Origin of the sequence: Bradyrhizobium sp. 76 (assembly GCF_023073025.1) — a bacterium.
Taxonomy (GTDB): Bacteria; Pseudomonadota; Alphaproteobacteria; order Rhizobiales; family Xanthobacteraceae; genus Bradyrhizobium.
The window spans coordinates 452,371-477,849 of sequence record NZ_JADPIS010000103.1; the positions used below are offsets into that span (position 1 = coordinate 452,371).

Annotated in this window: 26 protein-coding genes; 10 read left to right on the plus strand and 16 right to left on the minus strand. The window is 64.9% G+C overall.

What is annotated here, in order from left to right:
• Positions 1–7: 7 nt before the first annotated feature.
• Positions 8–445, plus strand: a complete 438-nt coding sequence (gene nikR / locus IVB48_RS28425) for a nickel-responsive transcriptional regulator NikR (RefSeq protein WP_247405467.1) — start codon at positions 8–10, stop codon at positions 443–445.
• Between the two features lie 192 nt (positions 446–637).
• Here the strand turns inward: nikR and IVB48_RS28430 are convergent, their stop codons facing one another.
• Together IVB48_RS28430 and IVB48_RS28435 are read right to left on the minus strand one after the other, a co-directional pair.
• Positions 638–1,582 (minus strand): hydroxymethylglutaryl-CoA lyase, encoded by a 945-nt coding sequence (locus IVB48_RS28430; protein ID WP_247285068.1) that lies wholly within the window; start codon positions 1,580–1,582, stop codon positions 638–640.
• A complete protein-coding gene (locus tag IVB48_RS28435; protein WP_247405114.1) occupies positions 1,579–2,772 on the minus strand; it encodes a CoA transferase in 1,194 nt (397 codons plus the stop codon). Before IVB48_RS28435 ends, IVB48_RS28430 begins: the two co-directional genes overlap by 4 nt.
• A 192-nt stretch (positions 2,773–2,964) precedes the next feature.
• Here IVB48_RS28435 and IVB48_RS28440 point away from each other — a divergent pair, with 192 nt between their 5' ends.
• Positions 2,965–3,705, plus strand: a complete 741-nt coding sequence (locus IVB48_RS28440; protein ID WP_247405117.1) for a sulfate transporter family protein — start codon at positions 2,965–2,967, stop codon at positions 3,703–3,705.
• A gap of 227 nt (positions 3,706–3,932) precedes the next feature.
• Positions 3,933–4,715, plus strand: coding sequence for a phytanoyl-CoA dioxygenase family protein (locus tag IVB48_RS28445; RefSeq protein ID WP_247405120.1), 783 nt, complete (start codon positions 3,933–3,935; stop codon positions 4,713–4,715).
• 60 nt (positions 4,716–4,775) lie between these two features.
• Here IVB48_RS28445 and IVB48_RS28450 read toward each other — a convergent pair whose 3' ends face one another.
• From IVB48_RS28450 to nth, 3 genes are read right to left on the minus strand one after another with little or no spacing between them, the layout of a single operon-like run.
• A complete protein-coding gene (locus IVB48_RS28450; RefSeq protein ID WP_247405122.1) occupies positions 4,776–6,404 on the minus strand; it encodes an MFS transporter in 1,629 nt (542 codons plus the stop codon).
• On the minus strand, positions 6,391–7,527 hold the full coding sequence (locus IVB48_RS28455; RefSeq protein ID WP_247405125.1) for an HlyD family secretion protein: 1,137 nt from the start codon (positions 7,525–7,527) through the stop codon (positions 6,391–6,393). The genes IVB48_RS28450 and IVB48_RS28455 overlap by 14 nt, the downstream gene beginning before the upstream one ends.
• 32 nt (positions 7,528–7,559) lie before the next feature.
• Positions 7,560–8,312 (minus strand): endonuclease III, encoded by a 753-nt coding sequence (gene nth / locus IVB48_RS28460; RefSeq protein WP_027566207.1) that lies wholly within the window; start codon positions 8,310–8,312, stop codon positions 7,560–7,562.
• A 22-nt stretch (positions 8,313–8,334) separates the two neighbouring features.
• Between nth and IVB48_RS28465 the strand changes: the two genes are divergently transcribed.
• Both IVB48_RS28465 and IVB48_RS28470 read left to right on the plus strand, forming a co-directional pair.
• Entirely contained in the window at positions 8,335–8,868 is a 534-nt protein-coding gene (locus tag IVB48_RS28465) for a DUF2244 domain-containing protein (RefSeq protein ID WP_247405128.1), read from the plus strand.
• Positions 8,869–8,924: 56 nt separating this feature from the next.
• On the plus strand, positions 8,925–9,821 hold the full coding sequence (locus tag IVB48_RS28470; protein ID WP_247405131.1) for a bifunctional helix-turn-helix domain-containing protein/methylated-DNA--[protein]-cysteine S-methyltransferase: 897 nt from the start codon (positions 8,925–8,927) through the stop codon (positions 9,819–9,821).
• A 143-nt stretch (positions 9,822–9,964) separates the two neighbouring features.
• On the opposite strand, the gene IVB48_RS28475 is transcribed toward IVB48_RS28470, so the two are convergent.
• From IVB48_RS28475 to dnaK, 8 genes are all read right to left on the minus strand, one after another.
• On the minus strand, positions 9,965–10,588 hold the full coding sequence (locus tag IVB48_RS28475) for a 2,3-bisphosphoglycerate-dependent phosphoglycerate mutase (RefSeq protein WP_007598504.1): 624 nt from the start codon (positions 10,586–10,588) through the stop codon (positions 9,965–9,967).
• A 76-nt stretch (positions 10,589–10,664) separates the two neighbouring features.
• Positions 10,665–11,480, minus strand: coding sequence for a 4-hydroxy-tetrahydrodipicolinate reductase (gene dapB, locus IVB48_RS28480; protein ID WP_027566210.1), 816 nt, complete (start codon positions 11,478–11,480; stop codon positions 10,665–10,667).
• Positions 11,481–11,651: 171 nt separating this feature from the next.
• Positions 11,652–11,963, minus strand: coding sequence for a DUF1330 domain-containing protein (locus IVB48_RS28485; protein ID WP_027566211.1), 312 nt, complete (start codon positions 11,961–11,963; stop codon positions 11,652–11,654).
• 23 nt (positions 11,964–11,986) lie between these two features.
• Positions 11,987–12,697, minus strand: coding sequence for an orotidine-5'-phosphate decarboxylase (gene pyrF, locus IVB48_RS28490; RefSeq protein WP_247405133.1), 711 nt, complete (start codon positions 12,695–12,697; stop codon positions 11,987–11,989).
• A 6-nt stretch (positions 12,698–12,703) separates the two neighbouring features.
• Positions 12,704–13,282 carry an NAD(P)H-dependent oxidoreductase gene (locus IVB48_RS28495; RefSeq protein WP_247405136.1) on the minus strand — a complete coding sequence of 193 codons (579 nt, stop codon included), beginning with the start codon at positions 13,280–13,282 and terminating at the stop codon, positions 12,704–12,706.
• Positions 13,283–13,339: 57 nt separating this feature from the next.
• Positions 13,340–13,939, minus strand: coding sequence for an rRNA adenine N-6-methyltransferase family protein (locus tag IVB48_RS28500; protein ID WP_007598495.1), 600 nt, complete (start codon positions 13,937–13,939; stop codon positions 13,340–13,342).
• Between the two features lie 88 nt (positions 13,940–14,027).
• Positions 14,028–15,164 (minus strand): molecular chaperone DnaJ, encoded by a 1,137-nt coding sequence (gene dnaJ / locus IVB48_RS28505; protein ID WP_247405140.1) that lies wholly within the window; start codon positions 15,162–15,164, stop codon positions 14,028–14,030.
• A 260-nt stretch (positions 15,165–15,424) separates the two neighbouring features.
• Positions 15,425–17,326, minus strand: coding sequence for a molecular chaperone DnaK (dnaK, locus tag IVB48_RS28510; protein WP_027566215.1), 1,902 nt, complete (start codon positions 17,324–17,326; stop codon positions 15,425–15,427).
• Between the two features lie 397 nt (positions 17,327–17,723).
• On the opposite strand from dnaK, the gene IVB48_RS28515 reads away from it, so the two are divergent.
• Together IVB48_RS28515 and pncA are read left to right on the plus strand one after the other, a co-directional pair.
• Positions 17,724–18,665 (plus strand): hypothetical protein, encoded by a 942-nt coding sequence (locus IVB48_RS28515; protein WP_027566216.1) that lies wholly within the window; start codon positions 17,724–17,726, stop codon positions 18,663–18,665.
• Between the two features lie 145 nt (positions 18,666–18,810).
• Positions 18,811–19,533, plus strand: a complete 723-nt coding sequence (pncA, locus tag IVB48_RS28520) for a bifunctional nicotinamidase/pyrazinamidase (RefSeq protein ID WP_247405470.1) — start codon at positions 18,811–18,813, stop codon at positions 19,531–19,533.
• Between the two features lie 41 nt (positions 19,534–19,574).
• Here the strand turns inward: pncA and grpE are convergent, their stop codons facing one another.
• Entirely contained in the window at positions 19,575–20,189 is a 615-nt protein-coding gene (gene grpE, locus IVB48_RS28525; RefSeq protein WP_007598484.1) for a nucleotide exchange factor GrpE, read from the minus strand.
• A 95-nt stretch (positions 20,190–20,284) separates the two neighbouring features.
• On the minus strand, positions 20,285–21,373 hold the full coding sequence (gene hrcA / locus IVB48_RS28530; protein ID WP_007598483.1) for a heat-inducible transcriptional repressor HrcA: 1,089 nt from the start codon (positions 21,371–21,373) through the stop codon (positions 20,285–20,287).
• Between the two features lie 181 nt (positions 21,374–21,554).
• On the opposite strand from hrcA, the gene rph reads away from it, so the two are divergent.
• From rph to hemW, 3 genes are read left to right on the plus strand one after another with little or no spacing between them, the layout of a single operon-like run.
• Positions 21,555–22,268 carry a ribonuclease PH gene (gene rph / locus IVB48_RS28535; protein WP_027514789.1) on the plus strand — a complete coding sequence of 238 codons (714 nt, stop codon included), beginning with the start codon at positions 21,555–21,557 and terminating at the stop codon, positions 22,266–22,268.
• Positions 22,269–22,279: 11 nt separating this feature from the next.
• Entirely contained in the window at positions 22,280–22,915 is a 636-nt protein-coding gene (rdgB, locus tag IVB48_RS28540; RefSeq protein ID WP_247405142.1) for an RdgB/HAM1 family non-canonical purine NTP pyrophosphatase, read from the plus strand.
• Between the two features lie 16 nt (positions 22,916–22,931).
• Positions 22,932–24,116: a radical SAM family heme chaperone HemW gene (hemW, locus tag IVB48_RS28545; RefSeq protein WP_247405473.1), complete on the plus strand. Its 1,185-nt coding sequence runs from the start codon at positions 22,932–22,934 to the stop codon at positions 24,114–24,116.
• A 51-nt stretch (positions 24,117–24,167) separates the two neighbouring features.
• Here hemW and IVB48_RS28550 read toward each other — a convergent pair whose 3' ends face one another.
• Entirely contained in the window at positions 24,168–25,421 is a 1,254-nt protein-coding gene (locus IVB48_RS28550) for a penicillin-binding protein activator (protein ID WP_247405144.1), read from the minus strand.
• Positions 25,422–25,479 lie beyond the last annotated feature (58 nt).

Sequence of the window (25,479 nt, forward strand, 5' to 3'; positions counted from 1 at the left end):
GCAGTGAATTACGATCACGATCGAAGACGATCTGCTGGCAGAGATCGACGCTGCGGCGGAAGCGCGCGGCTACCAGAACCGCTCCGAGATCATCCGCGATCTCGCGCGCGCCGGCTTGCAACAGAGCAGCGAGGACACCGCACAGGCCGGGCCCTGCGTCGCCGGTCTCGTCTATGTCTACGACCACGCCGCCCGCGATCTCTCAAAACGCCTGGTGCAGGAATTCCATGGTCACCACGACCTCGCGCTGGCGACGCTGCACGTCCATCTCGACGACACCAATTGCATGGAGATGACGGCACTGCGCGGCGACGCCTCCGAGGTCAGACATTTCGCCGACCACATCATCGCCGAACGCGGCGTGCGTTATGGCCGTGTGGTGATGATTCCGACGGGGGACGGTAAGCAGGCGAAGGCGCGGAAGCAGGCGCACCGGCATGAGTAGATTTGCCGAATAGACGGTGCGTTCCCCTCTCCCCTTGTGGGAGAGGGTGGCTCGCCGCGAAGCGGCGAGACGGGTGAGGGGTATGTCTCCGCGACTACTCCTCTTCGAGCTCGCGGAGAGAAACCCCTCATCCGGCGCTTCGCGCCACCTTCTCCCACAAGGAGAGAAGGGAAGAGCATTCCGCTTGCGGATTTAAGCTGCCTTCGCATTCCCACCCGGCAACCCGGCCCGCGCGATGCCGCCATACAGCGTTTCGTTCGGCATCTCCTCGCGCAGGATCCTGCGCACCGTGATCAGTTTCTCCAAATCGATGCCGGTCGGAAAACCCTTGCTCTCGCATAGGAAGACGAGATCCTCGAACACGACATTGCCGGTCGCGCCGGGCGCGAAGGGGCAGCCGCCGAGGCCGCCGAGCGAGCCGTCGAGGATACGCGCGCCTTCGTCGAGCGCGGCGGCCGCGTTCGCGATGCCCATGCCGCGGGTGTCGTGGAGATGGATGCAGATCGGCTTTGACCCTGCAAGCTTCACCACGGCGCGCGTCAGCTCCGCCACCTGCTTCGGCCCGGCATAGCCGACGGTGTCGGCGATGCCGACGAAATCGACACCAGCCTCCAGGCATTTGTCGACCAGCCGCAGCACTTCCGCAGGGTCAACCGCCCCGGTGATCGAGCAGCCCAGCGCCATCGAGATCGCCGCGTTGACGAGCGGCTTGTGGCTGGTGGCATCGCGCAGCTCGCACAGGCGTTTCAGATTGGCGATGGCGGACTCGCGCGAGCGGTGCGCATTGGCCTGGCTGTGCTCTTCCGTTGCCGAGACCACCGAGGCGATCTCGCCGACGCCGGATTCCAGCGCCTCGTTGACGCCGCGCTCGTTGAGCGCAAGCGCGATGCCATGCGCGCCGGGCAATGAAGCGACGGTCGCGACGACATTACGAACATCGACGAATTGCGGAAACGTCTTTGCCGGCAGGAACGAGCCGACCTCGAAATGCCGCACGCCGGCGGCATATTCCTCGCGCACCCAGCGCTGCTTGGCGTCGGTCGACGGAATTTTCTTCACGAGCTGGAGCCCGTCGCGCAGGCCGACTTCGCGCAGGCTGACGCGCTCTGCGGGGTAAATCTCCTGAATCCGGCTCATCCGCGCCTCCCTGTTGTTTTTGACGTGACGTCTTTGCTTTCGGTGTCGATCTCGGCGCGAACGGCCGCAGTGTCGGCGCCGAGCGGCGCGACGTTCAGGCCTTCGCCGATATGGCTGCCGTTCCATTCGATCGGCAGCGCCGGCACCCGGAACGGCTTGCCGTCGGCGGTGACATTGTTGACGAGCCCACCCGGCCGCAGCACATGCGGGTCGGTGAAGAGATCCTCGGGACGGTTGATCGGCGAGAAGCAGATGTTGAGCGCATCGAGCCTCTGCGACAGTTTTGCCACGTCCCATTGCCTGATGATCCCGGCGGCGCGCGGAATGATCCGCCCGCGCGCCAGGATGCGATCGGTCGTGGTGCGCAAGGTGGGATCATCGAGGAATTCAGTCAGGCCGAACTCGCGGCAAAAGCTCTGCCAATGGCCTTCAGTGACGACGCCGATGAAGATGCGCTCGCCGCCGGCGGTCTCGAAGATGTCGTAGATCGGCCAGGCATGCTCGCGCTCCGGCATCGAGCGCGGCTTGTTGCCGGTCATCTCGTATTCGACCATGTGCTGGGCAACCAGGAACAGGCAGTTCTCGAACAGGCCGATGCGGATGTCGGCGCCATCGCGTTTTCCACCGCGCTTCTGATAGAGCGCCGCGAGGATCGCGATCACGCCGAACATGCCGCCCATGATGTCGTTGGCGGACGAGCCGACGCGCTGCGGCTTTTCGCTGGTGCCGGTCATGGCGGCAAGGCCCGCCATCATCTGCACGACCTCGTCGAGCGCGGGGCGGTGCTCGTAGGGACCCGAGAGAAAACCCTTGTGGCCGGCGATGATCAGCTCTGGATGCCGGCGGCGCAGTTCGTCGGCGCCAAGCCCCTGCTTCTCAAGCTGGCCGTCGCGAAAATTTTCCAGGAACACGTCGGCCGTCGCCAGCAGCCGGTGCATGGTGTCGTGATCCTCAGGCTTCTCGAAATCCAGCACCACGCTGCGCTTGCCGCGGTTGAACAACGGGAAGAAGGCCGTGCCCATGCCCCCCAGGCTTCGGGTCTTGTCGCCCGCGGGCGGCTCGACCTTGATCACATCGGCTCCGAGCTGCGCCAGGATCATGCCGCAGGTCGGGCCCATGACCATGTGGGTCATCTCGACGACGCGCACGCCTGCGAGCGGCAATCCGGCCGCCGATTCTTCCATCGCCATATGAGCCTGTTCCTTTGCGCGGCTGGTTCCGCGTGTTGTCAAGCGGGTTGGTGAAGCAACGGTCTTGCCGAATTCATCGTGGCTTCGTTGATGCCAGCGGTCAATCCGGCCATAAGCGGTGCCGTCGATCTCCCTTGCCGAAGTGGCCCGGGGTGTCTACCTCTCGCGGGTGATGTCGTGAGAGGAACTCCCATGCTGGATGCCGCCGTCAAGGCGCTGTCGCAAATGATTTCGCCGCCGATGCGCTCGATCCTGTGGCGGTCGATCGGCGTCGCACTGGTGCTGATCATCGTGCTGGCGATCGGCTTGCAGCGGCTCCTGAGCTGGTTTGCGACCTATGGCGAGGCCTGGCTGGAAGGCCTGCTCGGTCCGGGCTGGCACGCATCGCTCGAGGTGTTGTCCTGGATCATTTCGATCGCCGCGGGCCTCGGCGTCGTGTTCGGAGCTGTGTTCCTGATGCCCGCGATTACCTCGCTGGTCGCGAGCCTGTTCGTGGACGACGTCGCCGACATCGTCGAGCGCGAGCACTATCCGGCGGAGCGGCCGGGCATAGCGCTGCCGTTCAGCCAGGCGATCTACGAGGGCGTCAAGACCGCGTTGCTGACGATCCTGGTCTATCTGGTCGCGTTGCCGCTGGTGCTTTTCGCCGGCGCCGGTTTCCTGGTCTTCTTCCTCGCCACGGCCTGGCTGCTCGGCCGCGAATATTTCGAACTCGCGGCGATGCGGTTTCGCTCGCCGGAGGACGCCAAGGCGATGCGGCGCGACAATGCCGCGACCATCTTCACCGCGGGCCTGTTCATCGCAGCCTTCGTCTCGATCCCGATCGTCAATTTGGCGACGCCGATCTTCGCCATGGCCTTCATGGTGCACATGCACAAGCGGCTCTCAGGCCCACGGCCCGAACTGATCGAGCCGGCGCGGCAGATGCGCTAGCGCACAGGTCGGACGAGCAAACCTGGCGGCGCGATCATACGACGCGCCCTGGTCGGAACGTTCCGGTCCGCCGCCCTTGATTTTGCCCTTTGCCTCCGTATAGGTTCGCGGCATGATTTTCACGTCCACATTCCTCCCGCTGATCTGAGCGACAAGTCGTTTCGGCGCACCGCGCCAATCAGATCAAGACGGCTGCGCTGACGCGATGGCCGAATGGAGAATGTGCAATGCCCAAAACCGAGCGCATCGGCGTGACCTCTTGTCAGGTCCGGGACTTCATCGACGACGGTTTCATCAAGATCGAGAATGCCTTCAGCACGCAGCTTGCGGAACAATGCAGGGACGAATTGTGGGCGGATATTGGTCTGTCGCCACATGAGCCCGAAAGCTGGACCCGGGCGGTCGTTCGGGTGGGGTCCAAGTCTTCGCCACCATTCATTGAAGCCGCCAACACGCCGATCCTGCACGAAGCCTATGACCAACTCGCGGGTGACCGTCGCTGGATCGTGCCCAAAGCGCTCGGGACTTTTCCGATCCGCTTTCCCTCACCGGAATCCCCGGGTGATGATGGCTGGCATGTGGACATGAGTTTTGGCTTCGGCAATCCAGACTTCATGCAGTGGCGCGTTAATGTAAGGAGCAGCGGACGCGCATTGCTGATGCTCTTCCTGTTCTCGGACGTAGGCCCTGATGATGCGCCAACGAAGATACGGAAAGGTTCACACGCCACCATCGCCCGGGAGCTGCTGCCCTATGGCGATGCAGGCGCAACGCTGGAGCAGATCTCTGCCAACGGTTACGCTTCTACGGAAGATTGCGAGGTTGAACTGGCAATTGGTGCGGCAGGTACCGCTTATCTGTGCCATCCATTCCTGGTTCACGCCGCGCAACCGCACCGGGGGAAGCGCCCGCGTTTCATGGCACAGCCACCGCTGCTGCCAACAGGCGAGTTCGACGCGGCGTTGCCACCCTCGCCGGTTCAGATCGCCATCCGTCAGGCTTGTGGCTAACGACGCCATGATCAGACAGCATCGAGGACCACCGACCTTGGTTACGTCTGGATCCCGAACCTATGTCAGCGACAGCCCGCATTTGCGCAACAGCATCCTGGCGAAGCCGAACGGCGCTGGCGTGAACGGGCCGGGCGGCGCACGGGTGACCAGCGCGACGACGCCGAGCGCGGCCATCGCCACCCAGAAGCACAGCCAGAAGCCGTCGATATAGGCGCGCACATTGGCCTCGCGCTGAACCAAGCCCGCGAGCGTGCCGACCGCGCGGGCCTGGGCCGAACCCGCACCATGGGCCGCAAAATGGTCGGCGAGCTGTTTCAGCATGCGGATCACGTCGACGTCACCGACGCCGAGATTCTGGCCGAGATAGAAGGAATGGATCTGCTCGCGGACGCGCAGCCACGTCCCCATCAACGCCACGCCAATCTCGGCGCCGCCGAGCCGCATGATCTGGATATAGGCAGCAAACGAGGTGGCACGGCTCGGATCGGAATTGGACAGCAGCGTGATGATCAGCGGCAGCAAGGTCAGCGACTGCCCGATGGCCTGGAGCAGCACGATGCCGGCGAAATCCTCGCGCGCCCATTCATGGCTGAGCTGCGTGCCCCAGAGATTGGCGGCGGCGAAGCAGGCAAATCCCACGACCACCACCGTCCGCGTATCGAAATGCCGCAGCAGCCAGATCGAAAGCGGCACCAGCACGAACATCGGCAACGCGCCGTAGGTAAGCAGCAGCAAGCCACTCTGCTCCGGCCTGAGCAGGGTGATGGTGGCGAGGAAATTCGGCACCAGCGACGCGTTGGAGAGGCTGGTCAGCGTATAGAGCAGGATCAGGACCAGCCCGAGACCGATATTGCGCGAGAACAGCACGTTGATATGCGCCCATGGCTGTCGCACCAGGGCCTCGTTAACGAGGAAGCCCGCGACCAGCACCGCGCCGGCAATGATCAACGCCATCACCGTTCCCGACCCGAGCCAGTCCAGCCGGTTGCCTTGGTCGAGCCCGGCATAGATCATCGAAACGCCGGCGCCGAGCAGCAGCATGCCGCCCCAATCGGCCTCGCGGAGCAAAGCGCGATTCACCGGCTCGTTCGGCGTGCCCCAATAAACCATCAGGCCCATCAGGGGCGCGATCACGACGCTCTGCCAGTACAGCCATTGCCAGCCGAGATGATCGACATAGAAGCCGACCAGCGAGCTCGAGGTATCCAGCGCGAAGCCGACGCGGATCGAATAGATCGAGATCGCCGGGAGCCACCAGCGGATCGGCAAATTGCGGAACACGATCATCAGCGTCGCCGGCACGAAGGTGCCCAGCAAGAGGCCATGCACGACGCTGAGCGCGAGCAATGTCGGATAATCGTGCACGAACGGGATGATCAGCGAGACCGCGGCATAGACGAGGCTGGGGATGCCCAGCACGCGGCGCAGACCGAATACGGTGGCAAGCCAGGCCACCGCGGGCGCGATGAAGATCTGCGAGCCGATGCCCGCCGTGGAGAGCCATGCGCCTTCGTCGAACGAAAGCGAGAACGCGCCGCGCAGGTCCGGCAAGCCAATCGTGGTCAGGCGGCTGTCGAAATTGGCGAGGAACGAGCCGAGCAGCACTGCCGCCACCGCAAACAGCGGCTGCGGGGCGACGCCGCCGCGCGAGAGCGGTCCGCGACTGGAATCGTCATTTTCCGCCATTGCCGGCCTTGGTGTCGATGCTGGTGACGACCGACATGCCCGGCACCAGCCGCGCCAGCAGTGGCTGGTTGTCGTCGAACTGGATGCGCACGGGAATGCGCTGCACGACTTTGGTGAAGTTGCCGGTTGCGTTGTCCGGCGGCAGCAGCGCGACCTGCGCGCCGGTTGCGGGCGCAATGCGCTCCACCCGGCCGCGCAGCTTCTCACGCGGGAAACTGTCGACGGTGATCTCGACCGGCTGGCCCGGTGCGACGTGGGTAAGCTGGGTCTCCTTGTAGTTCGCGATCACGTAGACCTTCGGCAACGGCACGACGTTGATAAGGTTGGTGCCGATGTTGACGTAGTCGCCGGGTTGGACCTGCCGCTCGCCGACGACGCCGTCGAACGGCGCCGATATCTTGGTGTAGCCGAGCTTGAGCTTCGCACTTGCCAGTGTTGCCTTGGTCGCTTCGAGATCGGCGGCGCGCTGCTTCCTGGTGCCTTGCAGCACCTCGAGCTGGTGCTGCTGGGCCGCGATCACGGCGCGGCTCGCGCGCACGTCGGCCTGCGCCTTGGCGTAGCCTGCGACCGCCTGTTCGAACCGCTGCCGCGTACCGGATTCGGTCTGCGACAGCGACTGCTGACGCTCCTGCTCCTGCCGCGCCTCGACCTCCACGGCTTCGGCCGAGAGCCGCGCGGCTTGCGCCTGCGCGATCGTCGCATATTGCAGCTCGATCTGGTTGGCCAGATTGTCGAGCACGGCTTGCGCGGCGGCGACCGCCGCTTCGGACTGCGCGACTTGCGTCTCATAGTCGGCAGGATCGATCTGGATCAGGAGATCGCCGGCCTTAACGCGCTGGAAGTCGGTGACCCCGACGGTCAGCACTTCGCCGGAGACGCGACTGGCGAGCCGCGTCAGCTCGGCGCGCACATAGGCGTCGTTGGTGGTCTGGACCACCGAATTGCCGACCCATTCGTCGAAGCGCTGCGTTGCCAGCGCGACGAAGCCGAGCGCGACGATCACCGCGAACAGCGGAATCGCGAGCCGGCTCCACAGCGAACTCGCCGGTCGCTGCGTTGGCTTCGGTGGCGGCGCCGGTGTGGCAGCAGGTGGCGACGACGGGATTTGTTCCTGCTGACTCACGATAGACTCCAAACCACTGCTCCGAACGCCAATCAGACCGTCTTTTCCGGCCACCTGCAGAGATCGTTGATCAGGCATACCTCGCAGCGCGGCTTGCGCGCGAGGCAAGTATAGCGGCCATGCAGGATCAGCCAATGATGGGCATGCAGCATGAACTCGGCGGGGATCACCTTTTCGAGACCGAGCTCGACCTCCAGTGGCGTCTTGCCGGGCGCGAGGCCGGTCCGGTTGCCGACGCGGAAGACATGCGTGTCGACCGCCATGGTGTGCTCGCCGAAGGCCATGTTGAGCACGACATTGGCGGTCTTGCGACCGGCGCCGGGCAACGACTCGATCCCGGCGCGCGTGCGCGGCACCTCGCCGCCGAACTCGCTGAGCAGCTTCGCAGACAGCCCGATCACGTTCTTCGCCTTGGTGCGGTAGAGGCCGATGGTCTTGATGTACTCGCGCAGGCGTTCCTCGCCGAGGTCGAGCATCTTCTGCGGTGTGTCGGCGATCGCAAACAACGCACGCGTCGCCTTGTTGACGCCGGCGTCAGTCGCCTGCGCCGACAGCACCACGGCGACCAGCAGCGTAAAGGGATTGACGTGCTCGAGCTCGCCTTTCGGCTCCGGGTTGGCCTTGCGGAAACGGCTGAAGGCCTCGTGGACCTCGGGCGGCGTCCAGGGCTTCATGGCCTTAAGCGATTTCTTCGCGGGTCCCTTCGGTTTGGCCGCGACCGGCTTTGCCTTTTTCTTCGGCACGGACGTTTTACGCGGGACCGGCTTGCGGGTGATTTTCGCCATGATCGGGATATACTGAGGGACGATGACCACAGGCAACGAAATTGAGCGCGAACGATCCGGAAGCGAGGCCGAGCCTCAGATCTTTTCCGCGCGCCTGAAACCGCACCGCTCGCTGAACCGCACCGGCTTCCTCGCCGTGATGCTGTTCCTGAGCGCCGTCAGCTTCGTCACCGGCCTCGTCTTCCTGATGATGGGCGCCTGGCCGGTGTTCGGCTTCTTCGGCCTCGATGTGCTGGTGATCTGGTGGGCCTTTAAAGCCAATTTCCGCGCGGCGCGGGCCAGCGAGGAGATCGTGGTCACACCATCTGAATTGCGCGTGCGTCGCGTCAGCCAGCACGGCCAGGTGGTCGAGTGGACCTTCAACCCGCTCTGGGTCCGTCTCGACATGGAAATCGACGAGGATTTTGGCATCGAGCACCTCTATCTGATCTCGCGAGGTCACCAGATCCAGATCGCCCGCTTCCTGGGACCGGACGAAAAGGCAAGTTTTTACAAAGGTTTGGTTGAGGCGTTAAATGCCGCCCGGCGCGGCCCGACCTACAATCCGGTCACCTGATTTGCGGATCGGAAATCGGGTGGTTTCGCACCCTGCCCTCTCCTACATTTGCGGTCATGATGACACTCGCGATACATGACCAGCGCCTGGCCGGGCCGGGCACCCAGAACGCCGCGATGCGCGACTATGATTCCGTGCGCCGGGCGATCGCCTTCATCTCCGAAAACTGGCGCGCACAGCCGACCATCGAGGCGATGGCGGATGCGGCCGGCGTCACGCCGGACGAGCTGCACCATCTGTTCCGCCGCTGGGCCTCGATCACGCCGAAGGCTTTTATGCAGGCGCTCACGCTTGATCACGCCAAGGGCTTGCTCAGGGACTCCGCGAGCATCCTCGACGCCGCGATTGATTCCGGTCTGTCGGGTCCGGGCCGGCTGCACGATCTCTTCGTCACCCATGAGGCGATGTCGCCGGGCGAATGGAAGAACGGCGGCGCGGGGCTCATCCTGCGCTACGGCTTCCATCACTCGCCGTTCGGCACCGCGATCGTGATCGCGACCGATCGCGGATTGTCGGGACTCGCCTTCGCCGATCCCGGTGAGGAACAGGTGGCGCTTGCCGACATGACGCGGCGATGGCGGAACGCAACTTACGTCGAGGATCACGAAGGCACCGCGCCATTGGCGCAGCGCATCTTCGACACGAAACTGTGGCGGCCGGATCAGCCGCTGCGCGTGGTGATGATCGGCACCGATTTCGAGGTGCGAGTGTGGGAGACGTTGCTGAAGATCCCGATGGGCCGCGCGGTGTCCTATTCGGACATCGCCTGCAACATCAACAGCCCGAAAGCCTCACGCGCCGTCGGCGCCGCCGTCGGCAAGAACCCGGTGTCGTTCGTCGTGCCCTGTCATCGCGCGCTCGGCAAGAGCGGCACGCTCACCGGCTACCACTGGGGCATAACCCGCAAGCAGGCGATGCTGGGCTGGGAGGCCGGGCAACTCGGGATGCAGTAAAATTGTCGTCGGCAAAGTTTCGTAGGCTGGGCAAAGGCGCGCACTTCGCGCGCCGTGCCCACCATCGTTCCGCAATCGGTGGGCACGCTACGCTTTGCCCCTACATTTCTGCGTGCTTAGCGCGGCCTAGCCGTCCCTGATCTTTAACCCGCCAGATCCAGCTTCGACGCCACCGTCGAATCCGCATTGAGGCGGTAGATGATCGGCACGCCGGTGGCGAGCTCGCGCTTCAAAATGCCTTCGGGCGAGAGCTTTTCCAGCACCATGATCAGCGCGCGCAGGGAGTTGCCGTGGGCGGCGACCAGCGTGCGCTTGCCGTTGAGCACGCCGGGCAGGATCTCCTGCACGTAATACGGCAGCGCGCGCGCGAGCGTGTCCTTCAGGCTTTCGCCGCCGGGCGGCGGCACGTCGTAGGAGCGGCGCCAGATCAACACCTGGTCCTCGCCCCATTTCTTGCGGGCGTCGTCCTTGTTGAGGCCTGAAAGATCGCCATAGTCGCGCTCGTTCAGCGCAAGGTTCTTCGTCGTCGGCAGGCCCTTCTGATCGAGCTCGCCGAGAATGAGATCGAGCGTGTGCTGTGCGCGCGTCAACACCGAGGTGTAGGCAACGTCGAACACGAGGCCCTGCGCCTTCAGCTTGCGGCCGGCTTCCGAGGCTTCCTTCACGCCGAGTTCGGTGAGGTCAGGATCCTTCCAGCCCGTGAACAGGTTCTTCAGATTCCATTCGCTCTGGCCGTGCCGCACCAGCACGAGAAGACGTTCGCTCATTGACTGCTTTCCGTTTCGTTCGTTGGCTAAGCATGATCGTGTCGGAAAACCGCTTCACACTTTTCCGGATCATGCTTCAGATGTCAGACAGGCCGAGCACGTCGGCCATGGAGTAGTGCCCCGGCTTCTTGCCATGCGCCCAGAGCGCGGCCTTCAGCGCGCCATGGGCGAACAGCATGCGATCCTCCGCGTGATGCGACAGCGTCAGCCGCTCGAACGCGCCGAGGAAGCTCACGCTGTGATCGCCGGCCGCGGTGCCGCCGCGCAGCGACGCAAAGCCGATGTCGCCGGGCTTGCGCGCGCCAGTGATACCGTCGCGACCGCGATCTGCATGCTCGTCGAGCGCGATGCCACGGCCGCTAGCGGCCGCCTGGCCCAGCATCAGCGCCGTGCCGGAGGGCGCGTCGATCTTCATGCGGTGATGGGTCTCGACGATCTCGATGTCGAAGCTCTCGTCGAGTGCCTTGGCGACGCGCTTGACCACGGCGGCGAGCAGATTGACACCCAGGCTCATATTGCCGGACTGCACCACGACGGCGCGGTTGGTGACGCTCTTGATCACGGCGTTGTCGGAGCCCGACAGCCCGGTCGTTCCGACCACGTGCACGAGGCCGCGCTCGGCGGCGATCGCGACATTGGCCAAGGTCGCCGCGGGCACGGTGAAATCCAGAATGCCGTCGGCGTCCTTTGACAACGCCCAGAGATCGCCGGAGAGTTTGATGCCGTTGGCCGGCAGGCCTGCGAGCACGCCGGCATCCTTGCCGAGCAGCTCCGAGCCCGGTGCCTCCAGCGCGCCGGCCAGCACCGCGCCTTTGCTTTCGGCAATCGCCCGCGTCAGCGCCCGGCCCATCCGGCCGCCGGCTCCAGCAACAATCAAGCGCATGTCGGACATGGTGCGATCCTCTCACGGTCGTTGTAGCGGGGGGAGGCAGTTCCGGCAACCGAGGGGCAAACGCCACCATCATGCCCGGGCTTGTCCCGGGCATCCACGAACGGCCACGCATATGAGACCGAAGACGTGGATGGCCGGGTCAGGCCCGGCCATGACGGAGCTGAGCGCGCCTCAGCCGTCTGACGGCTGCGGGCCGTCATAGCCCTCGATGATGATGAGGTCGGCGACGGAGTGCGGTTGGCGCACCTTGATGTTGGCTTGGTATTCCGGCGAGTTGTAGCAGGCGATCGCGGTCTCGTAGTCCGGGAATTCGATCACGACGTTGCGGGTGCGGCTGGCGCCTTCGACGGTGGTGAACTTGCCGGCGCGAACGACGAAGCGGCCACCCCATTTCTTGAAGATCGGACCATTGGCGACGGCATAGGGCTTGTAGCCCTCGTCACTGCTCACGTCGACGCGTCCGATCCAGTAGCCTTTTGCCATTGTTTTTCTCCCTGTGTTGTTGGTTAGCCGAGTGCCTCGGCGATCTCGCTCTGGATCGCCTCCGCGATCGCCTTGGGGTCCGTGGCTTCCACCACCGGCCGCCCGACGACGAGATAGTCCGCGCCGGCCGCAATCGCGCGGCCCGGCGTCATGATGCGTTTCTGGTCGCCGCTCGCCGCGCCGGCCGGCCGGATGCCGGGGGTGACGAGGCTCATCTGGTGGCCGACGATCTTGCGCAAGGCTCCGACTTCCTCGGGCGACGATACCAGCCCGTCGATGCCGAGCACCTGCGCCTGCTGCGCGCGCGCTTCGACGAGCTCGGAGACGCCGAGCCGGAAGCCTGCCGCGTGCAGATCGTCCTCGTTGTAGGACGTCAGAACAGTGACGGCGAGGATCTTCAGGTTCGAGCTGCCGCGACCTTCGACGGCACCCTTCATGGTCTGCGGATAAGCGTGCACGGTGAGGAAGGTCGCGCCGAGTTTGGTGATGCTGTCGACGCCTTGCGCCACGGTGTTGCCGATGTCGTGCAGCTTGAGATCGAGAAAGACCTTCTTGCCCTTGTCGACGAGCTTGCCGACCAGCGGCAAGCCGCCGGCATAAGCCAACCGATAGCCGATCTTGTAGAAGGTGACGCTGTCGCCGAGCCGGTTGACCATCGCTTCCGCGGCATCAACGCCGGGCAGATCGAGCGCGACGATCAGGCGGTCTTTCGGGGCAATCTCGGCTGGCGTCATGTCACCTCACATCATGCGTTGGGAAATGTCGATCAACTGCCGCACCAGGTCTTTCAACGCGGCGATATCGCCCTCGTGCTTCAGCCTGTCCATATCGTCATAGGCCTGGTCGGCAAAGGCGAGCGTGAGCTGGCTGGCAATCACATTGGCGTGGCAGGAGGTCAGGATCAGCCGCAGCGCCTGCAGCGCGCGAGCCGCGCCAAGCCGGCTCTGCGAGGCGCCGGCGAGTGCGAAGACACGGTTGCGGAACACCTCGCCACGCGGCTCGTGCAGCTCATGCACGCGGCTGACCCAGTCGATTGCGTTCTTCAGCAGCGGCGGCACCGAGGCATTGTATTCGGGCGAGACGATCAGCACGCCATGATGCGCGCCGATCATGCGCTTGAGATTGATCGCGTGCTTGGGCACACCCGACTTGGCCTGCATATCGCCGTCATAGATCGGCAGCGGAAAATCGGCGAGCGAGATGCGGGTGACGTCGACGCCGGCCTGGTCGAATGCATAGGCGGCGACCGCTGCCAGCTTCGCATTATGCGAGCCGGTGCGCAGTGAGCCGGGAATGATCAGGATTTTCGGTGCGGACATCCGCTTCCATGCGTTCGGCGAAACGAGCCCGCCACGCAAACAGGAATGCCGGCGGAATTAGTCCTTGCGATACACCCAGACGCGGGCCGGCGGAAGGTTCATCCAGATCCGTTCCGAGGCCTCTGTGGACACGCCGGGCAGCGATTTCGGAATCGGCGGCACCACCGCATAGGTGAACTGGACGAAGGGCGCACCGGGCGCCAGCGCCGTGAAGGCGTCGCGAATGAGCCGCAGCCGCGTCAGCATCGGTTTTGTGACCAGCGGCAGGCCAGAGACGACCGCGGAGGCCGGCGCGCTCAGCACGTTCCAGAGCGTGTCGCGCAGGCGATAGGCATCACCCTGCACCACCTTGGCCTGCGGATAGCGGTCGCGCAGCAGGGCGCAGAAGCCTGGATTGTATTCGACCAGGACGAGGCGCTTCTGGTCGACGCCGCGCTCGACCAGGGCCGAGGTGATGGCGCCGGTGCCGGGCCCGAGCTCGACCACCGGTGCGTCCGAATTGACGTCGACGTAGTGGGCCATGGTCCGGGCCAGCAGCTTGCCCGACGGCATCACCGCGCCCATGTGGAGGGGCTTTTCAATCCATGACCGGAGAAAACGCACCTCGTCATCGAGACGGGGCTTCTTCAACGCACGCGCGGACGATGGCAATGGCATGTCGGGACCGGCCGGGACCGCGTGACCGCGGCGTGTCAGAAAATGGTCATAAAGACGTATAGGCCGAAGGCGGCACGGTCAAGACGCGTCAACTCGCGCGATTACCGAAGAAATCCTTGACCTTGGTGAAGAAACCCTCGGATTCCGGCTGGGTGTTGCCGGAGGAGAGTTTTTCGAACTCGGCCAGCAATTCCTGCTGCTTCTTGGTGAGATTTTGCGGGGTCTCGACCACGACCTGAACATACATGTCGCCCGTCTGGCGCGAGCGCAGCACCGGCATGCCTTTTGATGCGATGCGGAATCGGCGGCTGGACTGGGTCCCCGCGGGGACCTTCACCTTGGTCTTGCCCTTCTCGATGGTCGGCACCTCGAATTCGCCGCCAAGCGCCGCCGTCACCATCGAGATCGGCACACGACAATGCAGATCGGCGCCGTCGCGTTGGAAGAACTGGTGCTGGGCCAGCGACAGGAAGATGTAGAGGTCGCCGGGCGGGCCGCCGCGGACCCCGGCCTCGCCCTCTCCGGCGAGCCTGATCCTGGTGCCATCCTCGACTCCAGGGGGAATGTTGACCGACAGATTCCGCTCGCGGGTGACACGCCCCTGACCCGAGCAGGACGGGCAGGCGTCTTCGATCATCTGGCCGCGCCCCTGGCAGCCCGGGCAGGTGCGCTCCAGCGTGAAAAAGCCCTGCGACTGCCGTACGCGTCCGGCGCCGCCGCAGGTCGAGCAGGTCTTCGGCTTGGTGCCGGCCTTGGCCCCGATGCCCGAGCAGGCTTCGCAGGTGACCGAGACCGGGATCTCGATCTGCGCGGTCTTGCCGCCAAAAGCTTCCTCGAGCGTGATTTCCATGTTGTAGCGCAGGTCGGCGCCGCGCTCGCGGCCGCCACGGCCGCCGCGCTGTCCGGCCATGCCGAACAAATCTTCGAAAATGTCGGAAAAGGAGGAGGCGAAGCCCGCGCCGAAACCGGGGCCGCCGCCGCCGCCGCCCTGCTCGAAGGCGGCATGACCGAAACGGTCATAGGCGGCACGCTTATCCTTGTCTTTCAGGACCTCGTAGGCTTCGTTGATTTCCTTGAATTTGACTTCGCTGGTGTCGTCCCCGGGATTGCGGTCGGGGTGAAACTTCATCGCCAGCTTGCGGAACGACGATTTCAGGACGGAATCGTCGGCATCGCGTTCGACTTCGAGGGTTTCGTAATAGCAGCGCTTGGTGGACGTGGACATGATGAGCTCAGTCTATCCGATCGCGATTCAAGTCGGAGCGAAGCAACGTCGCCATGCAACGATATAGGCAGCCTTCCGCCTCGCGGCAGAGGATTGCACGGCAGCATTCAGAATAACGGCTGGGAATTGATCGATCGTAACGGGGCCGATTTTAGCAAGGCCTTGCCCCGTCGAGCCCGACACGATGGCCTCCCCCGCGAGGGAGGAGGCCGTTGGCGCGTGTGGGGTCCAAGCCGTCCGCATCATCACCCTCGCGGGGTTCAGGCGGACTTCTTGTTGTTCTTGTCGTCGTCGACTTCGGTGAACTCCGCGTCGACGACGTCGTCCTTGGCCGCATCCTTCTTGGCGTCGGCCTCGGCCTGCTGCTTGTACATGGCCTCGCCGAGCTTCATCGACGCCTGGGCCAGCGTTTGGGTCTTGGCCTTGATGGCTTCGGCATCGTCGCCCTTCAGCGCTTCCTTGAGGTCGCTGACGGCATCCTCGATCGCGCGGCGCTCGGTCTCTGCGACCTTCGAACCGTGCTCGGCCAGTGCCTTCTCGGTCGAATGCACCAGTCCATCGGCGTCGTTCTTGGCAGTCACGGCCTCGCGGCGCTTCTTGTCCGCCTCGGCATTGGCCTCGGCGTCCTTGACCATCTTCTCGATGTCGGCTTCCGATAGACCGCCGGAGGCCTGGATGCGGATCTGCTGCTCCTTGGACGTGGCCTTGTCCTTGGCCGAGACGTTGACGATGCCGTTGGCGTCGATGTCGAAGGTCACCTCGATCTGCGGCATGCCGCGCGGGGCCGGCGGAATGCCCATCAGGTCGAACTGGCCGAGCATCTTGTTGTCGGCCGCCATTTCACGCTCGCCCTGGAAGACGCGGATGGTGACCGCGTTCTGGCTGTCCTCGGCGGTCGAGAACACCTGGCTCTTCTTGGTCGGGATCGTGGTGTTGCGGTCGATGATGCGGGTGAACACGCCGCCCAGCGTCTCGATGCCCAGCGACAGCGGGGTCACGTCGAGCAGCAGCACGTCCTTGACGTCGCCCTGAAGCACGCCGGCCTGGATCGCGGCGCCGATCGCCACGACTTCGTCCGGGTTGACGCCCTTGTGCGGCTCCTTGCCGAACAGCTGCTTCACGACTTCCTGGACCTTCGGCATGCGCGACATGCCGCCGACCAGCACCACTTCGCCGATCTCGGCGGCGGTGAGGCCGGCATCCTTCAGCGCCTTGCGGCAGGGCTCGACGGTCTTCTGGACGAGGTCATCGACCAGCGCCTCGAACTTGGCGCGGGTGAGCTTCATCGTCAGATGCTTCGGGCCGGTCTGGTCCGCGGTGATGAAGGGCAGGTTGATCTCGGTCTGCGTCGTCGACGACAGCTCGATCTTGGCCTTTTCAGCAGCTTCCTTCAGGCGCTGCAACGCGAGCTTGTCGTTGCGCAGGTTGATGCCCTGCTCCTTCTGGAATTCGTCGGCCAGATAGCCGACCAGGCGCATGTCGAAGTCTTCGCCGCCGAGGAAGGTGTCGCCGTTGGTCGACTTCACCTCGAACACGCCGTCGCCGATTTCGAGAATCGAGATATCGAACGTGCCGCCGCCGAGATCGTACACGGCGATCGTGCCGGTCTTGGTCTTGTCGAGGCCATAGGCGAGCGCGGCCGCGGTCGGCTCATTGATGATGCGCAGCACTTCAAGGCCCGCGATCTTGCCGGCGTCCTTGGTGGCCTGGCGCTGGGCGTCGTTGAAGTAGGCGGGCACGGTGATGACGGCCTGGTCGACCTTCTGGCCCAGATGGGCTTCCGCGGTCTCCTTCATCTTCTGCAAGATGAACGCCGAGACCTGCGAGGGCGAGTAGGTCTGGCCGTCGGCCTCGACCCAGGCGTCGCCGTTGGAAGCCTTCACGATCTTGTACGGAACGAGCTTCTTGTCCTTCTCGACCATCGGGTCGTCGTAGCGGCGGCCGATCAGGCGCTTCACTGCGAAGAACGTACGCTCTGGATTGGTGACGGCCTGGCGCTTGGCAGGCTGGCCGACGAGGCGCTCACCGTCGTCCGTCACGGCGACGATCGAAGGCGTCGTGCGCATGCCTTCGGAATTCTCGATGACTTTGGCGTTCTTGCCATCCATTACGGCGACGCACGAATTCGTGGTGCCGAGGTCGATCCCGATGACCTTTCCCATGGTCCTGTATCCTTGTTTTTGCGGCAGGTTGGCTGGGCCCAGAAGGCACCCGAACCGAAACCCCCTAAGATCAAACATTCGCGATATTGCGATGGTTGACGCTCATATAGGAGGGGGGGAGGGGCCCGCAAGGACCGAACGCAAGTTTCGGCCGTGAAAACATTGGGTTTTGGAAGATCATATCCGGGCTGAACCCGCCTTGCGGGTGAGGAATTATTAACAGGTCCCGCGATCGGCCGGCATCATCGGCTACCGCGTTCCGCCCTGCCCTGTTGCGGCAAGACCAAACCCGCTAAAAGGCGGGCGGCCGAGCGGGCTCGTCATCGGGCTGCGTCGCGACAAAGCGGCCCGGTGGCCGACCATCGAACGGCCTCAATGTGAACCAATCAGAGTGCCCATGAAGCTGATCCGCCCCCTTGCTGCGCTCGCCCTCCTCGTTGCCTCTGCGCTTCCGGCTCTGGCTGCCGACGCCGTTTTCCCACCCGGCTTGCGCCTCGGCATGGTGCCATTGGTCGGTCTCAACACGGCCAAGACCTTTCCCGGCTTCGAGAGCGAGGACGGCAACGTCAAGGTGCTGATCACAGAACTGCCGCCGGCGGCCTATGGCGAGGTCGTGAGCGCCTTCAACTCCAATCCGGCCGGAGCCAACGGCGTCAAGCAGGACAAGATCGAGACGCCCGCGGGTCTTGCCTATTTCACGACCGAGAGCGGCAAGGCCGGCGAGACCCCGGTGCGGCGCTATTCGATGATCGTGCCGGGGGCCGGCTTCTCCGGCTATGTCGCGGTGCAGATTCCGGAGAATGCGATCAAGATCTACACCGACGAGGCGGTGCGGCAGATGTTTGCGAGCGTCGTCACCCGCAAGCAGGTCTCGGCCGAAGAGCAGATCGCGCTGATGCCGTTCAAGATCACCGATCTCGCCGACTTCAAGGACGTTCGCACGCTGGCGCCGGGCTCGAGCATCATCCTGGCCGACGGCGACGAGAGCTCCGGCTATGAATCGAAGCCGTTCATCATCCTCGGCGTGATTGGCGCCACCCCGCAAGCCGCCGACGACCGCGCCCGCTTCGCCCAGGAGGCGGCGCTCCAGATTCCCGGCGTGCGCGAGTCGCGCGTCACCATGTCCGAGCCGATCCGCATCAGCGGCCAGCAGGGTTTCGAGACCCGGATCGACGGCGTCAGCGGCAAGGACAAGACGCCGGTGACCGTGGTGCAGTGGATCCGCTTCAGCAGCGGCGGCGCCTCGCTGCGCATCATCGCCAGCGCCCCGCGCGAGCAATGGCCGGCCGCCTTCACCCGCTTCCGCGCGGTCCGCGACGGCATCCAGCCGAAGGGCTAGCCCGACACTCATCGTCGTCCCGGCGAAGATATCCGGTCAGCAGCCCAACGACTCACCAAAGCCGGCTGCATTTTCGGGCTTCTGTTCGTATACGAACGGAACTAGGCTCCCCTTCCGTTGAGTTCATCCTGGAGGGAGGCGAATGATGCTGGATCGGCGACAAGTCTTGGCGGCGCTCGCGACGAGCGCGCTCGTGGCGCTCGCGCCAACCGCGATTCTGGCGGCCACATCGATCAAGCCGGACGATGCATCCGCGCTGCTCGTGATCGACGTGCAGAATTGCTTCCTGCCCGGCGGCAGCCTTGCCGTGAAGGAAGGCGAGCAGGTGGTGCCCGTCATCAACAAGATCTCGAAAGCATTTTCGAACGTGGTGATGACGCAAGACTGGCACACGCAAGGCCATGTTTCCTTCGCATCAGTCCACGCCGGCAAGAAGCCGTTCGAGACCGTCGATCTTCCCTACGGCAAGCAGGTGCTGTGGCCCGACCATTGCGTGCAGGGCACCGACGGCGCCGCGCTGTCGAAAGACCTTGCGATCCCGCACGCCGAGCTCATCATCCGCAAGGGTTTTCACAAGGACGTCGACAGCTATTCGGCCTTCCTCGAAGCCGATGGCAAGACCTCGACCGGCCTTGCCGGCTATCTGAAGGGGCGCAAGATCAAGCGCGTCTTCGTCGCGGGGCTGGCGACGGATTTCTGCGTGGCCTGGACCGCGCTCGACGCACGCAAGGCGGGCTTCGAGGTCTATGTGGTGGAAGACGCCTGCCGCGGCATCGACAATCAGGGTTCGCTCGCAAAAGCCTGGGCCGATATGGCCAAGGCCGGCGTGAAGCGGATTCAGTCCGCGGATATCGCGGCGAGCGCGTAAGAGGCGCGACCGAACTGCAAGACCCGCATCCTGAGGATCGATCAGTTCGCCGCGCCGTTCGGCTCGTTGCTGTTGGCGGGCGCGGCCTTGGCGCCGCCCTTGGCGACACCGACCAAGGCAGGACGCAGCACGCGCTCGCCGATGGTGTAGCCGGCCTGCATGACCTGCACGACGGTGCCCGCGGGCACCGATGCATCGGGCACCTCGAACATCGCCTGCTGGAAGTTCGGGTCGAACTTCTGGCCCAGGGGGTCGAACTTCTTCACGCCGTGTTTTTCCAGCGCGCTGAGCAGCGAGCGCTCGGTCAGCTCGACGCCCTCGATCAGCGAGGCGAGGCCAGCATCGGCCGCCGCACGGGCCTCGGCCGGAACGGCATCGAGCGCGCGCTGGAGGTTGTCGGCGATGTCGAGCACGTCGCGGGCAAAGCCCGTGACGCCGTAGAGCTTGGAGTCCGCGACCTCCTTGGCGGTGCGCTTGCGCAGATTCTCCATCTCGGCCAGCGTCCGCAGCATGCGGTCGCGCGCCTCGGCGACTTCCTTCTGCAGAAGCTCGACCGAGCCCGGCTCGGGATCGTCGGGCATGATGTAGGGTTTTGACACCACGGGCTCGCCGGCCGCAGCACTCGTGTCTTCGGGTTGCCGGTCTCGATCGGTCATCGGCTCTCTTTTCGCATTCATCTCAGGGGGTTTCTGGCCCGGATATCGTGCTTCGGGCGCCGAAAATCAAGCGCCCGTGATCGGGGAGACGCCGGTCAGCCCCCCAGGAGCCGGCTGACGATGCGGGCAGCGTAGTCCACGGTCGGGATCACGCGGGCATAATTCAGCCGCGTCGGCCCGATCACACCCAAAACGCCGACGATATGGCCAGCGGCATCCCGATAGGGCGAGATGATGGTGGACGAGCCCGACAGCGAGAACAGCTTGTTCTCACTGCCGATGAAGATCCGCACGCCTTCCGCGGTCTCGGCCCGCCCGAGCAGGTCGATGACCCCGCGCTTGGTCTCGAGATCGTCGAACAGCAGGCGAACGCGCTCGAGATCCTCCAGCGCATGCAAATCCTCGAGCAGATTGGCGTGGCCGCGGACGATGAGCTGCCGATCCTCGTTCTCGCCGCCCGACCAGCTGGCAATCCCGGCCGAGATCACCTTATGCGTCAGCTGATCGAGCTCGGTGCGCGCCTCTCCGAGCGCGGTCTCGAGCTCCAGCCGCGCCTCGGCCAGGGTCCGGCCCCGGATCCGCGCATTGAGGAAGTTGCCGGCTTCGGTCAACGCCGAGGATGGAACTCCCGGCGGCAGCGTCAAGACGCGGTTTTCGACCTGCCCGTCCTCGCCGACCAGGATCACCAATGCCTTTTCCGGTTCCAAGCGGACGAATTCGATATGTTTCAGCCGCGCATTGGATTTCGGCGTCAGCACGACCGCGGCAGCGCGGGTCAGGCCGGAGAGCCGCGTCAATGCCTCCTCGAGCGCAGCCTCCACCGATTGCGCGTGGCCGACGGAGGTCAACTGGCTCTGGATCGCCTGCCGTTCACTGTCATTGAGGTCGCCGACCTGCATCAGGGCATCGACGAAGAAGCGCAGGCCGAGTTCCGTCGGCAGCCGGCCGGCGGAGGTGTGCGGGGCGTAGATCAGGCCGAGCTGTTCCAGGTCGGCCATGACGTTGCGGACTGAAGCGGGCGACAGCGGCATGGCGATCAGGCGCGAAATATTGCGCGAGCCCACCGGCTCACCGGTCGCGAGGTAGCTTTCGACGATTTGGCGAAAGATGTCGCGGGAACGCTCGTTGAGCTGGGCGAGGCCCGCGCGCGGCGCGATCAAATGGATCGGATCGTGATGGGCCACAGACCGTAACTCCTCTCAGATACAGGTAATTTGTCTATCCTTGGGGCTTCTGACAAGCGTGGCGTTCGCGGATTGAAAATCGGGGGTGAATAAGGCCTCGATCTTCCCCCTTGCCGCCCACCCTCACCCCCCCTACAAGCACCGCCAACAGCCCTTTTCCGAGAGTTTTGGAGGATTTCCCATGCGGCCAAGCCGCCGTGCGCCCGACGAATTGCGCCCCGTGACGCTGGAGCGCGGCGTGGTCAAATATGCGGAAGGCTCGTGCCTGGTGAAATTCGGCGACACCCACGTGCTGGTCACCGCCACGCTGGAAGACCGCCTGCCGCCGTGGCTCAAGGGCCAGGGCCGTGGCTGGGTCACCGCCGAATACGGCATGCTGCCGCGCGCGACCTCCGAACGCACCCGCCGCGAGGCCTCCGCAGGAAAGCAGAGCGGCCGCACCGTGGAAATTCAGCGCCTGATCGGCCGCTCGCTTCGCACTATCATCAATCTCGAAGCGCTCGGTGAGCGCCAGATCACGGTCGATTGCGACGTGCTCCAGGCCGATGGCGGCACCCGCACGGCCTCGATCACCGGCGCCTGGGTCGCCCTCGCCGATTGCATCACCTGGATGAAGGCGCGCAACATGGTCAAAGCCAATGTGTTGCGCGACAACGTCGCCGCGATCTCCTGCGGCATCTACAAGGGCACGCCCGTGCTCGACCTCGACTATGCCGAGGACTCCGAAGCCGACACCGACGCCAACTTCGTCATGACGGGCGATGGCCGCATCATCGAGGTCCAGGGCACCGCGGAACGCGAGCCGTTCACGGAAGCCGAGTTCCTGGCGCTGATGGCGCTGGCGCGCAAGGGCGTGGCGCGTCTGGTGGACTTGCAGAAACTGGCGGTAGCGTAGTCAATAGGCCGATGCATCGCCGAATCACCGGAAAGCTCGTCATCGCGACCCATAATCCCGGCAAGCTCGCCGAGATGAAGGAGCTGCTCGCGCCTTACGGCATCGAGGCGGTGTCGGCCGGCGAATTAGGCCTTCCGGAGCCGGAAGAGACCGGAAACGATTTCCGCAGCAACGCCGCGATCAAGGCGATCGCGGCAGCGCGGGCGACCAAGCTGCCGTCCTTCGCCGATGATTCCGGCATCGTGGTCGACGCGCTCGACGGCGCGCCCGGCATCTACTCGGCGCGCTGGGCCGGGCCGAACAAGGATTTTGCCGCGGCGATGGCGCAGATCGAACGGCTGTTGCAGGAGCGCGGCGCGACCACGCCCGCCAAGCGCAAGGCGCACTTCGTGTCCGCGCTTTGCGTTGCATGGCCCGACGATCATCTCGAAGAGGTCGAGGCGCGCGTCGACGGCACGCTGGTGTGGCCGCCGCGCGGCACCGCCGGCTTCGGCTACGACCCGATGTTTTTGCCCGACGGCCATAGCCGCACCTTCGGCGAGATGGAGAGCATCGAGAAGCACGGCCTGCCGCCGCTCGGTCTCGGCCTGTCGCACCGTGCCCGCGCCTTCGTGAAATTGGCGGAGATCTGCCTTGAGCCACGCTAGAGCGTTTTCGAGCGAAGTGGATACCGGTTCGCGCCAGGAAAACGCGTCAAAAAAAGAATCCGAAGCCTTCGGCGTCTACGTGCACTGGCCGTTCTGCCTGTCGAAGTGCCCCTATTGCGACTTCAACAGCCATGTCCGCCACGCCGCGATCGACGAGGCGCGGTTTGCGTCGGCTTTCGCGCGCGAGATCGCTGCGACCGCCGAGCGCGCGCCCGGCCGCGAAGTCACCTCGATCTTTCTCGGCGGCGGCACACCCTCGCTCATGCAGCCTGCAACCGTCGGCGCTGTGCTCGATGCCATCGGCAAGCACTGGATTGTGGCGAAAGACGTTGAAGTCACGCTGGAGGCAAACCCGACCAGTGTCGAGGCTACGCGCTTCGCGGGCTATCGCGCCGCCGGCGTCAATCGCGTCTCGCTCGGCGTGCAGGCGCTCGACGATGCCTCGCTGAAGGCGCTCGGTCGCATGCACAGCGCGCGCGAGGCACTCGACGCGGTCGCCATCGCGCGCCGCTCGTTCGATCGTTATTCGTTCGACCTGATCTATGCCCGTCCCGACCAGACGCCGGCGATGTGGGCCGATGAATTGCGTCTCGCGATCGGCGAGGCGGCCGAGCATCTATCGCTCTATCAATTGACGATCGAAGAGGGCACGCCGTTCTTCGGCCTGCATCAGGCCGGCAAGCTGAAGACGCCGGATGAAGCAGTCGCCCGCGCGCTCTACGACGTCACGCAGGAGACCTGCGACAGGCTCGGCCTGCCCGCCTACGAGATTTCCAATCACGCGCGGCGCGGCGCCGAGTGCCGGCACAATCTGGTCTACTGGCGCGGCGAGGAATATGCCGGCATCGGCCCCGGTGCCCATGGCCGGCTCGACATCGACGGTATCAGGCACGCCACCGCCACCGAGAAGCGTCCCGAAGCCTGGCTGATGCGGGTCGAGACCAACGGCCACGGCGTCGTCACCGACGATCTCCTCAACAGCGAAGAACGCGCCGACGAATTTTTGCTGATGGGGTTGCGCCTCGTCGAGGGCATCGACCCCGAGCGCTACCGCGCGCTGTCAGGCCGCTCGCTCGATCCCAAGCGCATCACGCTGCTGCGCGAAGAAGGCGCGATCACGGTGGATGCAACCGGCCGCCTGCGCGTGACCAGCAGCGGTTTTCCGGTGCTGGATGCGGTGGTCGCCGATCTCGCGGCGTAAGGTCTCTCCATCGTCGTTCTGGCGAAAGCCAGGACGACGTCGAGGAAACAGCTACGCTCCAAAACTCTTCGGCGAGCCTGCCACCGCAACGCCGCCGCCGGTCGTGACCTTCATCACCGCAAGGCCCCGCTCGTTGGTGCCGTCGGCGCGGAAGCGGAACAGGCCGTCGATGCCGGCGAATCCGGAAGGATTGGTGAGCACGTCGGACGAGAAGCGCGTGGTGCCCTGCGTGCGCGCGAGCGCGGCGACGAGGGCGACGGCGTCATAGGCGAGCGTGGCCGTACGGATCGGCTCGGCGCCGTATTTGGTGCGATAGCGGCCGGAGAAGGCGCGAAAGCCGGCCGGATCGGGGGCGGCGTAGAGGCCACCTTGCAAGCTTGGGCTGGCATAGACGCGTGGACTGTCCCACAGGCCGGTGCCGAGCAGCTGGATATTGCGCAGATTCGCACCCGCCGCGCTCATTGCATCGGCGACGGAGACGACGGCGTCGCCATCATCGGCGATGAACAGCGCATCGGCGCTGCCGAGCTGCTGCGCCACGGTCCGGGCCGGCGTGGCGCGATCGGCGCCGTATTTCTCGAACGCGACGATGCGCCCGCCACGACGCGGCACCGCCGCCTTCACCGCGGCCTCGACCACGTTGCCATAGGCATTGTCAGGCACGAGCACGGCGACGGAGCGCTTCCCGATGCTGGCGGAATATTCGACGATGCGGTTGACGTCGGACTCCGGCAGGAAGCTCAGCAGATAGACGCCGCGCCCGGCGATGCTGGAGTCGGTCGAGAACGCCATCACCGGGATGCCGCGCGTGCGCGCGATCTGCGCCACCGCAGGCACCGACTGCGCGAACAGCGGCCCCAGGATGATCTCGGCGCCCTCGTCGACCGCCTGCTGCGCACTCGCCTGCGCGCCCTGCGGGCTGCCATTGTCGTCCTTGATCAGGAGCTGGATGTTGGGATTCTGGAACTCGGCCAGCGCCATCTCGGCGGCATTACGCATCGACTGCGCGGCGAGGCCGGCATTGCCCGACGCCGAGAGCGGCAGGATCACGGCAACCTTCACTCCGCCGGTGCCGGCGGTCGTCGCCTGCTGCGGCGGGCCGGCCGGCTGGGCCGGAGGCGGTGAGGAGCTGCTGAACGGATTGGAGAACTGGCTCAGGCTCTGCTGCACGCCGGCGCAGGCCGACAGCAGCGGCGCGCCGAGCAACAGGCCGAGCGCGCTCCGCCGGGTCGCCCCTGATATCAGGGGCCCCTGAACGGGAGACTCCTCCGGAAAGGAAGATCTGGGATCACGCGGGCCCGTCATGACAGTTTCTCTTCTGACCGACCGTCGCCAGCCGCTCACGATATTCTCCACGACACCA